Source organism: Paraclostridium sp., from assembly GCF_051657365.1.
Taxonomy (GTDB): domain Bacteria; phylum Bacillota; class Clostridia; order Peptostreptococcales; family Peptostreptococcaceae; genus Paraclostridium.
In genome coordinates this window covers 1-11,521 of record NZ_JBOFKN010000156.1, presented here as the reverse complement: position 1 = coordinate 11,521, position 11,521 = coordinate 1, and the positions used below count along the sequence as shown (strand labels likewise).

General features: G+C 28.8%; 11 protein-coding genes. 8 read left to right on the top strand and 3 right to left on the bottom strand.

The window, feature by feature from the left end; genetic code table 11:
• The first annotated feature begins 66 nt into the window (after positions 1–66).
• The 4 genes from ACRCYC_RS11355 to proC all read left to right on the top strand — a co-directional run bounded on the left by ACRCYC_RS11355 (position 67) and on the right by proC (position 4,854).
• Positions 67–630: a helix-turn-helix domain-containing protein gene (locus ACRCYC_RS11355; RefSeq protein WP_438619252.1), complete on the top strand. Its 564-nt coding sequence runs from the start codon at positions 67–69 to the stop codon at positions 628–630.
• Positions 631–653: 23 nt separating this feature from the next.
• Complete coding sequence (locus tag ACRCYC_RS11350) at positions 654–1,565, top strand: trans-4-hydroxy-L-proline dehydratase activase (protein ID WP_438619251.1); 912 nt, start codon at positions 654–656, stop codon at positions 1,563–1,565.
• A gap of 4 nt (positions 1,566–1,569) precedes the next feature.
• Positions 1,570–3,939 (top strand): trans-4-hydroxy-L-proline dehydratase, encoded by a 2,370-nt coding sequence (gene hypD / locus ACRCYC_RS11345; protein WP_438619250.1) that lies wholly within the window; start codon positions 1,570–1,572, stop codon positions 3,937–3,939.
• A gap of 108 nt (positions 3,940–4,047) precedes the next feature.
• Positions 4,048–4,854, top strand: coding sequence for a pyrroline-5-carboxylate reductase (proC, locus tag ACRCYC_RS11340; protein WP_438619249.1), 807 nt, complete (start codon positions 4,048–4,050; stop codon positions 4,852–4,854).
• Between the two features lie 42 nt (positions 4,855–4,896).
• Here the strand turns inward: proC and ACRCYC_RS11335 are convergent, their stop codons facing one another.
• Together ACRCYC_RS11335 and ACRCYC_RS11330 are read right to left on the bottom strand one after the other, a co-directional pair.
• Positions 4,897–5,277 (bottom strand): DUF4363 family protein, encoded by a 381-nt coding sequence (locus ACRCYC_RS11335; RefSeq protein ID WP_438619248.1) that lies wholly within the window; start codon positions 5,275–5,277, stop codon positions 4,897–4,899.
• 19 nt (positions 5,278–5,296) lie between these two features.
• On the bottom strand, positions 5,297–5,947 hold the full coding sequence (locus tag ACRCYC_RS11330) for a DUF421 domain-containing protein (RefSeq protein WP_438619247.1): 651 nt from the start codon (positions 5,945–5,947) through the stop codon (positions 5,297–5,299).
• A gap of 189 nt (positions 5,948–6,136) precedes the next feature.
• Between ACRCYC_RS11330 and miaB the strand changes: the two genes are divergently transcribed.
• The 3 genes from miaB to gltA all read left to right on the top strand — a co-directional run bounded on the left by miaB (position 6,137) and on the right by gltA (position 10,064).
• Entirely contained in the window at positions 6,137–7,570 is a 1,434-nt protein-coding gene (miaB, locus tag ACRCYC_RS11325; RefSeq protein WP_438619246.1) for a tRNA (N6-isopentenyl adenosine(37)-C2)-methylthiotransferase MiaB, read from the top strand.
• Positions 7,571–7,770: 200 nt separating this feature from the next.
• On the top strand, positions 7,771–8,661 hold the full coding sequence (locus ACRCYC_RS11320; RefSeq protein ID WP_438619245.1) for a sulfide/dihydroorotate dehydrogenase-like FAD/NAD-binding protein: 891 nt from the start codon (positions 7,771–7,773) through the stop codon (positions 8,659–8,661).
• A 2-nt stretch (positions 8,662–8,663) separates the two neighbouring features.
• Positions 8,664–10,064, top strand: a complete 1,401-nt coding sequence (gene gltA / locus ACRCYC_RS11315; RefSeq protein WP_438619244.1) for an NADPH-dependent glutamate synthase — start codon at positions 8,664–8,666, stop codon at positions 10,062–10,064.
• Positions 10,065–10,103: 39 nt separating this feature from the next.
• On the opposite strand, the gene ACRCYC_RS11310 is transcribed toward gltA, so the two are convergent.
• Entirely contained in the window at positions 10,104–10,721 is a 618-nt protein-coding gene (locus ACRCYC_RS11310; RefSeq protein WP_438619243.1) for an NUDIX hydrolase, read from the bottom strand.
• A 119-nt stretch (positions 10,722–10,840) separates the two neighbouring features.
• Here ACRCYC_RS11310 and ACRCYC_RS11305 point away from each other — a divergent pair.
• Positions 10,841–11,521 (top strand): PAS domain-containing protein (locus tag ACRCYC_RS11305; RefSeq protein WP_438619242.1); only part of this gene is annotated, 681 nt, incomplete at its 3' end.

Sequence of the window (11,521 nt, the reverse complement as noted above, 5' to 3'; positions counted from 1 at the left end):
TAGACAATTTTATAACAATATAGTATATTTAAATTAAGGAAATGGTTTGCTAAGGAGGGGTTAAATATGAATGAACATATAGGAGCTAAGATAAAACATTTAAGAACACAAAGAAAAATGACACTGAAAGATTTAAGTGAAAAGACTAGTTTATCTATTGGATTTTTATCACAATTAGAAAGAGGTTTAACAAGTATTGCAACAGATACATTAGGGACTATAGCTGACGTATTTGAAGTTGAACTATCATACTTCTTCTTAAAACCAAGAACCAAAAAAAAGCCAATAATTAGAAGTTATGAAAAAGAAGTATTTAATATATGTACATCAGGATGTATTCAATATAATTTATCAAACAACTTAAAAGAAAAGAAAATGCTACCTAGACTTATAGATATACTTCCAAATAATACAGATGAAGATATACAGGCTTATATGCATGAAGGTGAAGAATTTTTATACGTATTAGAAGGAACGCTAACTTTATTTTTAGAGGGAGAACAGCATGAACTTTATCCTGGCGATAGCATACATTACAATTCTTCGCGAAATCATAATTGGGCAAATTATACAAATAAAATGGTGAAAATATTAGTTGTAGCAACACCTAATCCATTCAATGATAATTAAAAATAATATTTGCAGGTGATTAAATGAAAAATCCATTAATCTTAAATATACAAAAATACAGTTTACATGATGGGGATGGAATAAGAACTACTGTATTTTTTAAGGGGTGCCCATTAGAGTGCATATGGTGTCACAATCCTGAAAGTCAAAGTTATAATAAAGAAGTATTATATAATGAGGAGAAATGTGTAAAGTGTGAAGTATGTATTGAAAAATGTCCTCATAAAGCTATATATAAAGAATGTAGTACAATATGTTTAGATAAAAAAAATTGTGAATTTTGTGAAACTTGTCTAGACTATTGCTTAAGCAATGCTAGGGAAATAGTAGGCAAGACTTATGACGTAAAAGATTTAATGAAAGAATTAGTAAAAGATATGGCATTTTATGAACAATCAGGTGGGGGAGTTACATTATCAGGAGGAGAAGTAATGACCCAAGATATAGATTATGTAAAAAAAATAGCTATTTCTTGTAAAGAAAAAGGTATAAATGTTGTAGTAGATACTTGTGGGTATGCAAAATTTGAAAATTACGAAGTTTTATTACCTTTTGTAGATACTTTTTTATATGATATAAAATTAATAGATGATGAAAAACATAAATTATTTACTAAGAAATCCAATAAATTGATTTTAAATAACTTAATTAAATTAAGCGAAAATGGTGCAAATATAAATATAAGAATACCTTTAATTGAAGGTATTAATGTAGATAAAAATAATGAGGAAATTATTAAAATAATAAATTTTATAAAACCTTTAAATATAACTAAAGTGAATTTATTGCCATACCATAATATAGGGATGCATAAATATAAAAAGCTTTATATGAAGTATGAAGGAGCAAATTTAAGTAGGCCTTCAGATGAAAAGTTAGAGGAAATTAAAGACTTATTTAAAAAAAATAACTTTGATACAAAGATTGGGGGATAATTGTATGGAAAGAGGAAGCTTTGAAAGAACTAAAAAATTAAGAAAACAGAGTGTAGACACACAACCATTTATAACTATTGAAAGAGCTATACTTATGACTGAAGGATATAAAAAATATGAAGGTAGTGTAGAAATTCCAGTACTTAGAGCTTTAGCATTTAAACATTACATGGAAAATAGGACACTTTGTATAAATGAAGGGGAACTTATAGTTGGGGAAAAAGGAGATTCACCACAAAGTACACCTACTTATCCTGAATTATGTTGTCATACTATGGAAGATTTAGACATAATGGATAAGAGAGATATTATATCTTTTAAAGTTAGTGATGATGTGAAAAAAATACATGAGAATGAAATAATACCGTTTTGGAAAAATAGACAGGTAAGACAAAAAATAGTTAATTCTATGGAAAAAGAATGGTTAGAATGTTATGAGAATGGTATATTTACTGAATTTATGGAGCAAAGAGCACCAGGACATACTGTTTGTGGAGGCAATATATATAAGAAGGGATTTTTAGATTTTAAAAATGAAATAAAAGAAGAAATAAATAAATTAGATTTTGTAAATGATAAAGAAGCTTATGATAAAAAAGCTCAGTTAGAAGGTATGTCTATAGCTTGTGATGCAATAATGATTTACGGAAAACGTTATGCTGAATATGCTAGAGAATTAGCATCTAAAGAAGTCGATGAATCTAAAAAAGCTGATTTATTAAAAATAGCAGCAAACTGTGATGTTGTTCCAACTAATAGACCACAGACTTTTCATCAGGCAGTTCAGATGTACTGGTTTGTACACATTGGAGTTACAACAGAACTTAATATATGGGATGCTTTTAGTCCTGGAAGATTTGATCAACATTTAAATCCTTTTTATGAAAATGATGTAGATAATGATAAAATAGATAGAGATACTGCAAAAGAAATACTAGAATGTTTATGGATTAAATTTAATAATCAACCAGCACCTCCAAAAGTTGGAGTTACATTAAAAGAAAGTGGAACTTATACTGACTTTGCAAATATAAACACAGGAGGTATAACAGAAGATGGAAAAGATGGAGTAAATGAGGTTAGTTATATAATACTAGATGTAATGGATGAAATGAAATTATTGCAGCCTAGTTCAAATGTTCAGATAAGTAGAAAAACTCCTAGTAAGTTTTTAAAAAGAGCTTGCGAAATATCTAGAAAAGGATGGGGACAACCGGCATTTTACAACACAGAAGCAGTTATACAAGAGCTACTAGAAGCAGGTAAAACTATAGAAGATGCTAGATGTGGCGGAACTAGTGGCTGTGTTGAAACTGGATGTTATGGAAAAGAAGCATATATACTTACTGGATATTTGAATTTACCTAAAATACTTGAGATAACATTAAATAATGGTACAGATCCTATGTCTAATAAAAAATTAGGAATAGAAACTGGTGATGCTAAAGAATTTAAATCTTATGAAGAATTATTTAAAGCTTTTAAATTACAACTGAACCATTTTGTAAATATAAAAGTAAAGGGTAATAATGTAATAGAAAGAATATATTCAAAACATATGCCAGCACCGCTAATGAGTGTTATAGTAGATGATTGTATTAAAAATGCTAAAGATTATAATGCAGGTGGTGCAAGATATAATACTAAATATATTCAAGGTGTTGGAATTGGAACTATAACAGATAGCTTAACGGCTATAAAATATAATGTATTTGATAAGAAAAAATTTAGTATGGATGAGTTATTAAATGCTTTAAGCGATAATTTCAAAAGTCATGAAGCTATATATAATATGGTAGTTAATAAAACTCCTAAATATGGTAATGATGATGATTATGCAGATGATTTAATGCAAGATGTATTTAATACGTTTTATAATGAAGTTACAGGAAGAAAATCTCCTATGGGGGCTGAATATAGAATAAATATGTTGCCTACAACTTGTCATGTATATTTTGGAGAAGTTATGGGAGCTAGTGCTAATGGAAGATTGAGTCAAAAACCATTATCAGAAGGGATTTCACCGGAAAAAGGTGCAGATACATTTGGACCTACATCAGTTATAAAATCTTGTTCTAAGATGGATCACTTAAAAACAGGCGGAACATTATTGAATCAAAGATTTGCTCCAGCTGTGGTAGAAGGTGAACAAGGACTTGATAATATGGCGAATTTAGTTAGAGCTTATTTTAACATGGATGGACATCATATACAATTTAATGTATTTGATAAAAAAATATTATTAGAAGCACAAAAAAATCCAGATGAATACAAAGATTTAATAGTAAGAGTTGCTGGATATAGTGATCATTTTAATAATTTAAGTAGGGCTCTTCAAGATGAAATAATAGGAAGAACTGAGCAAACTTTTTAAAATAGTTTATAAATAGGGTATGTTTTTAGGATAAATAATCTTTTAAACAAACCCTATATTTATTTAATCAAGATGATAAAATTATAACACAAAAGGAGAATGAAAAAGATGGAAAAGAAAATAGGATTTATAGGTGCTGGAAATATGGCCAAGGCTATGATAGGTGGAATAGTTAAGTCAGGATTAGTAGAAGGAAGCAGTGTGTATGCTTCGGATTTAAATACTATGGCGCTTGAAAGTGTTAAAGATGAATATAAAATAAATGTAACTACAGATTCTAAAGAAGTGGTAAAAAATAGTGACATAGTTATAGTAGCGGTTAAACCAAATATATATGATTTGGTTTTAGAAGGAGTAAAAGAGTTAATAGATAATAATAAGATAATAGTAACTATAGCAGCAGGAAAAACTATTGCATCAGTAGAGCAAGTTATAGGTAAGGACAAAAAAGTTATAAGAACTATGCCAAATACACCAGCTCTTGTAAATGAAGGTATGAGTGCTCTTTGTAAGAATAAAAATATAACAGATGAAGAATTAACTATGGTTAAAAATATATTTAGTTCATTTGGAAAAGCAGAAGTAGTAAATGAATACTTAATAGATGCAGTAATAGGTGCTAGTGGATCAGCACCTGCATATGTATTTATGTTTATAGAAGCTATGGCAGATGCTGCAGTTGTAGCTGGAATGCCAAGAAACCAAGCATATACTTTTGCAGCACAAGCTGTTATGGGGTCTGCTAAAATGGTACTTGAAACAGGAAAACATCCAGGGGAGTTAAAAGATATGGTATGTTCTCCAGGAGGAACTACAATAGAAGCAGTTAAAACTTTAGAAGCAGAAGGATTTAGAAGTGCGATTATAAAAGCTATAGGCGATTGTATAGAAAAATCAAAAGAAATGAGTAAATAAAAATAAGGTGTCTTGAATTTTAAAATTCAGGACACCTTATTTTTATAATATATGGTCAAGGTTATGTTTTTCAGATTCTATCATACGATGAAGATATATTTTTATAGATTCTATTTCATCTAAGCATGTACCTATGTCTTTTAAATAAATACCATTAGATAATATATTAAAAGAGAGTTCAATATCACCTAGATGACAATGATTTAAGAGTTTAAACCAATATTTAGAATCGTTTTCAAAATTGGATTTTAATTTATTAGTATAATCGCTACATGTTTCCCAAGCTTCATCTTTTACATACATTTCAAGTTTATCAAGAGAATGTATATATTTAGTTGCAAATTCTTCGGCTTGAAAAGATAAAAAAATTCCAAATAAAACTAATAAGATAGTCCAAATTACAGTGAATATAATAGATTTCAATATATCACCTCTTAAGAAGTTATTTTTTTTGTATAAAAAAACTATCTTTTTCGTCTAGTATACAAATTAAAGTATCACAAATAGAATCAATATTATATTTTTTCAAAATTGACAAAAGCCAATCTGTATTTTTATTTATACTATCAAGGTTGGACTTTATTAATTGACCATCTAAAATCAAAGGTATAGGTAAATGATTAAAGTTTTTTTTAGGAACTTTTTCGTAGCTAGGAGTAGGGACTATACTAAGATTTCCATCTGTTTCAAGTATGGCATAATAAACATCTTTTAAATTAAAATAACCTTGAACTCTAAGTTGTTCTAGAAGCTCATCCATAGTAACTCTTTCTAGTTTTAAAGCATTGTAATTTATTTTGCCTTTATCTATTAATATAGCAGGTTTTCCATTTAACAATAATCTAACACTTCTAAATTTTAAAGTAAGATAGGAGATTATAATTTGCATAAAAACTAAACCTGTAATAGATGAAATTCCATAAATTATTGGAATTTCATTGTCTTGCATTGGGATAGCAGCTACTTCAGCAATTAACAGTGTTATAACTAAATCAAAAGAATTCATTTCAGCTATCTCACCTTTTCCCATAACTCTAAGTGCAATTAAAACTGCTATATACAAAAATATGCTTCTAATTAAAACTACAATCATAATTTTTCATCCTTTATTATTTATTAATGCTTAGAACAGTTATATAATAGTATTTGTATTTAATAAAAATATATACTAATAAATGTTGAATGATATCTTTAAAATACATTGTAAATTTGGTATAATTAATTTTAAATTCAAAAAATCGATAATATGATATTAATGAAGTAATTTTAAGGAGGGCTAGTTGTGGCTAAAAGAAAACAAGTACACGTTCCTATAGAGAAAATACAAGAACAAGATAGATTTATAGAAGCTATATCTGAAACAACTAATAGATTCTATGCAATACACGGAAGAAAACCAAGATATATGATACAAACTTTTGGATGTCAAATGAATGAACATGATTCTGAAAAATTATGTGCAATGCTTGATGAAATGGGATATACACAAGGATTAACAGCGGCAGAATGTGATTTAGTTATATATAATACTTGTGCAGTAAGAGAAAATGCAGAACTTAAAGTTTATGGTAATTTAGGTCAATTAAAGTTCTTAAAAAGAAAAAACCCAGATTTAAAGATAGCTGTATGTGGATGTATGATGCAACAAAGTCATGTTGTTGAGGAAATAAAAACAAAATATAGACATGTTGACTTAGTTTTTGGAACACATAATTTATATAAATTCCCAGAATTGTTAGCGCGCTCTATGGACTCTCAAAAGACATTAGTTGATGTATGGGATGTAGATGGAGAAGTTGTAGAGGGACTTAGAAGTAATAGAAAGTTTGAACTTAAAGCATTTGTAAATATAATGTATGGATGTAATAACTTCTGTACTTATTGTATAGTACCATACACAAGAGGTAGAGAAAGAAGTAGAACTCCAGAAGATATACTAAATGAGATAAAAGAATTAGTAGCTAATGGAACAAAAGAAATAACACTACTTGGACAAAATGTGGATTCTTACGGGAAAACATTAGAAAATCCAATAAGATTTGACCAGTTATTAAGAATGGTAAATGACATAGAAGGTATAGAAAGAATCAGATTTATGACATCTCATCCAAAAGACATATCAGATGAAGTTATATATGCTATTAGAGATTGTGATAAAGTATGTGAATATTTACATCTTCCAGTACAATGTGGAAGCTCTAGATTATTAAAGAAAATGAATAGACACTATACTAAAGATTATTATCTAGAAATAATAGAAAAGGCTAAAAAGGAAGTACCAGAAATAGCATTTTCTACTGATTTAATGATTGGTTTCCCTGGAGAAACAGAAGATGATTTACTAGATACTATAGATGTTGTAAAGAAAGTAAGATATGATGCAGCATTTACATTTATATATTCAAAGAGACAAGGAACACCTGCTGCTATAATGGATAACCAAATACCTGAAGATATAAAGCATGAAAGATTTAACAGGGTATTAGCAGAAGTTAATAAAATTTGTGGAGAAATAAGTGATTCTTATGTTGGAAAAACAGTAGAAGTTTTAGTTGAAGGAAAAAGTAAAACAGATGATAATAGATTTACAGGAAGAACTAGACAAAATAAACTAGTTAACTTCCAATGTGAGAGTGAAGATGTAATAGGAACTCTTGTAAATGTTAAGATTATAGAGTCAAAAACATTCTCATTAAATGGAATAATAGAAAAATAGGAAAATATTTTAAAAAAACAGCCACAAAGGCTGTTTTTTTATGTATAATATAGATGTAAATGATATATAAGCTAATTAATTTTATATACATGAAATCGTATATGTATAACAGGAAAATGTTATCAATTGGGGAATTGATATTATATGCGGTGGTATTTAAAATTAAAATATAAATTATTTGGCAGAATGGAGATAGAGTTATGGGAAGTAAAATTGTTAAAAAGAAAAATCTAACAGATAGCATTTATTTAATGGATATAGAAGCTCCAAGAGTTGCAAAAGCTTCTAAACCGGGACAATTTGTTATTGTAAAAAATGATGAAAAAGGTGAGAGAGTACCTCTTACTATAGCTGACTATGACACTGATAAGGGAACTGTAAGTATAGTGTTTCAAACTGTTGGAGCTAGTACAAAGCAACTTGAAACATTTGAAGAAGGAGACTGTGTAGCTGACTTTGTTGGACCATTAGGCATGCCTAGTGAGTTTATCGAAGAAAATATAAATGAATTAAAAAATAAGAAAATAATTTTTATAGCAGGTGGAGTTGGGGCTGCTCCAGTTTATCCACAAGTTAAGTGGTTTAAGCAAAATGGTATAGATGTAGATGTTATAGTGGGATCTAGAACAAAAGATTTATTAATATTAGAAGATGAAATGAGAGAAGTTGCTGGAAACCTTTATGTATGTACAGATGATGGTACATATGGATTTAATGGTAGAGTTACTGACTGTTTAAAAGATTTAGTTGAAAATCAAGGTAAAAAATATGATCATGCAGTAGTTATAGGACCTATGATAATGATGAAGTTTATGTGTATGTTAACTAAAGAATTAAATATACCGACAACTGTAAGTTTAAACCCTATAATGGTTGATGGAACAGGAATGTGTGGAGCATGTAGAGTTAATGTTGGGGGAGAGATTAAATTTGCATGTGTAGATGGACCTGAATTTGATGGACATTTAGTTAACTTTGATGAATCTATGAGAAGACAGACTATGTATAAAACAGAAGAAGGAAGAGCTACGTTAAAAATAGAAGAAGGGGATACGCATCATCATGGCGGATGCGGATGCGGAGGTAATTAATCATGAGTAAAGTTAAAGTACCAGTTAGACACCAAGAAGCTGAAGTTAGAGTTAAAAATTTCAATGAAGTTTGTCTAGGATATAACAAAGAAGAAGCGATTAAAGAAGCAAGCAGATGTCTAGAGTGTAAAAAACCAAGATGTGTATCTGGATGTCCAGTAGAAATAGATATTCCAGGATTTATTGGAAAGTTAAAGCAAGGAGATATAGAAGGAGCTGCGAAAGCAATAGCTAAAGATAGTTCACTTCCAGCTGTATGTGGAAGGGTTTGTCCACAAGAAAGTCAATGTGAAGGAGTATGCGTACTTGGAATAAAATCAGAGGCAGTGGCAATAGGTAAATTAGAAAAATTTGTTGCTGATTACTCTAGAGAACATAACTTTGATTTAGCTGTAACAGAAGATGCAAATAATAAAAAAGTTGCTGTTGTAGGTAGTGGACCTGCTGGACTTGCTTGTGCAGGTGACTTAGCTAAAATGGGATATGATGTTACTATATTTGAAGCTATGCATGAACCAGGTGGAGTTTTAACTTATGGAATACCTGAATTTAGATTACCTAAGGATGATGTTGTTAAACCGGAAATAGAAAATATCAAAAACTTAGGTGTTGAAATAGAAACAAATATAATAATTGGTAGAACTATAACTATAGATGAATTATTAAATGAAGAAGGATTTGAAGCTGTATTTATAGGTTCAGGTGCTGGACTTCCTAAGTTTATGGGTATATCAGGGGAAAATGCTAACGGAGTATGTTCTGCAAATGAGTTTTTAACAAGAGTTAACTTAATGAAAGCGTATAAAGAAGATTATATGACTCCAGTAAGATCTGGAAAAAGTGTTGCAGTAGTAGGTGGAGGAAATGTTGCTATGGATGCAGCAAGAACTGCAGCTAGATTAGGTGCTGAAACACATATTGTATATAGAAGAGGAGAAGCGGAACTTCCAGCAAGACTTGAAGAAGTTCATCATGCTAAAGAAGAAGGTGTAATATTTGATACTTTAACTAATCCAGTTGAAATTTTAACTGATGAAAAAGGTGAGGTTAAAGGTATGGTATGCGTTAAGATGGAATTAGGTGAAGCTGATGCATCTGGAAGAAGAAGACCTCAAGCTATAGAAAACTCAGAGTTTATAATGGAAGTAGATACAGTTATAATGGCTCTTGGAACATCTCCAAACCCACTTATAACATCTACTACTGAAGGGTTAGATACAAATAAATGGGAATGTATAGTAGCTGATGACAACGGAATAACTTCTAAAGATGGTGTATTTGCTGGAGGAGATGCAGTTACTGGTGCAGCTACAGTTATATCTGCTATGGGAGCAGGTAGAAAAGCAGCAAAAGCTATAAATGAATATTTAAAAAATAAAGATACTGAAATTACAAATGCATAATTAAACATAAAAAGAACTCCGTAATTTATGGAGTTCTTTTTATATTGGGGAAATTATATTCAGAAAGTTTTCTAGTATTTTTGCTGTTATTCCCCAGATAACATAGTTTTTGTAAGTATAAAATAAAGAGTCATAGTATCCAGATTGAAATTTATAATTTTCTTTATGAGGAATTAATTCATAAGGAAAGTTTTTATTAGGAATAACTTTAACTTCATTTTTATATGTAACAGGATTATTTTGTATTAAATGTGTTAGGGGAACTAAAAACACATGATCAACTTCATCTAGATTTGGAACTAGAGAACTGAAATTTTTTACAACACCAATAAATGGATGAATAATCATCTGAGCATGATTTACAAATAGATCAAGTTCACTTATGATTTCTATATTTGCATTGATAGTTCCAAGTTCCTCACAAGTCTCTCTTATACATGCAGATTTAGGGGTTTCACCGTATTCAATTTTTCCACCAGGAAATGAAATTTCATTAGGCTGAGAGTTTAAAGTTTTAGATCTAACTTCGAACAATATAAAATTTGTATTATCTATATTGACTATAGGTATTAAAACTGCATATTTCTTCATAGATTTATGATCATTTATATAAGGCTTATAGTCTTTAAATAATTTTTTTATATTAATTTCCATCATCAATTCCTCCGTTTATAATAATATTATATAAATATATATTATATAATACACTTAAAACTTGTAAAAAAGGTATATTATATGTAAAATTAAATTGTTTGAATATATGATGGAGGAAATAAATGAAGGATAATTTATTAGAAGTTTTATTAGATAATATACCATATTGTTTATGGCTAAGAAGTATAGATGGAAAATTTATTTTTGTTAATAAGTATTATGCAGAAACTTTAAATTTAGATAAAGATGAAATATTAGGAAAAACGCTATCAGATTTATATCCAAAAGAAATGGCACATGAATATGAATCTAACTATAAAGAAGTTATTAAAGAAAAAAGAGCTAAAGTATTTTCCGGATACTTAGAGGAATCTTTTATAGAATGTTATATAGCTCCTATAAAAAATGATGGAAATATAGAAATGTTTCTTGGGATTTTACAAGATCATACACCAAGAAAAAAATATGAGGAAGAAATAATAAAACAAAAAGAATTATTAACAACAATAATAAATGCTCTTCCTGATTGTATATTTTATAAAGACATAAATGGAAAATACATAGACTGTAATAGCGCTTTTGCTAATGCATATTATAAAAAAGATAAAGAATATATTATTGGGAAAAAAGATATAGAAATTGAAAATTTATTAAATGAAGAAATTAAAGATTTAAATAGAACAGCAATGGTAAATAAAATAATAGCAATAGATAAAGAAGTAATGCTAAATAAAGAAAAAAAATGTAGTAAAATAAAAATAAAATATCAAAATAATGATATGAAATATATGGAAAGTGAAAAA

What these genes read in the sequence shown, in the direction of transcription:
- gltA (WP_438619244.1), top strand. Translation starts at nt 8,664, where the DNA reads ATGAGTAAAGTTAAAGTACCAGTTAGACACCAAGAAGCTGAAGTTAGA.
- proC (WP_438619249.1), top strand. Translation starts at nt 4,048, where the DNA reads ATGGAAAAGAAAATAGGATTTATAGGTGCTGGAAATATGGCCAAGGCT.
- ACRCYC_RS11330 (WP_438619247.1), bottom strand. Translation starts at nt 5,947, where the DNA reads ATGATTGTAGTTTTAATTAGAAGCATATTTTTGTATATAGCAGTTTTA.
- ACRCYC_RS11320 (WP_438619245.1), top strand. Translation starts at nt 7,771, where the DNA reads ATGGGAAGTAAAATTGTTAAAAAGAAAAATCTAACAGATAGCATTTAT.
- ACRCYC_RS11350 (WP_438619251.1), top strand. Translation starts at nt 654, where the DNA reads ATGAAAAATCCATTAATCTTAAATATACAAAAATACAGTTTACATGAT.
- ACRCYC_RS11355 (WP_438619252.1), top strand. Translation starts at nt 67, where the DNA reads ATGAATGAACATATAGGAGCTAAGATAAAACATTTAAGAACACAAAGA.
- hypD (WP_438619250.1), top strand. Translation starts at nt 1,570, where the DNA reads ATGGAAAGAGGAAGCTTTGAAAGAACTAAAAAATTAAGAAAACAGAGT.
- ACRCYC_RS11310 (WP_438619243.1), bottom strand. Translation starts at nt 10,721, where the DNA reads ATGATGGAAATTAATATAAAAAAATTATTTAAAGACTATAAGCCTTAT.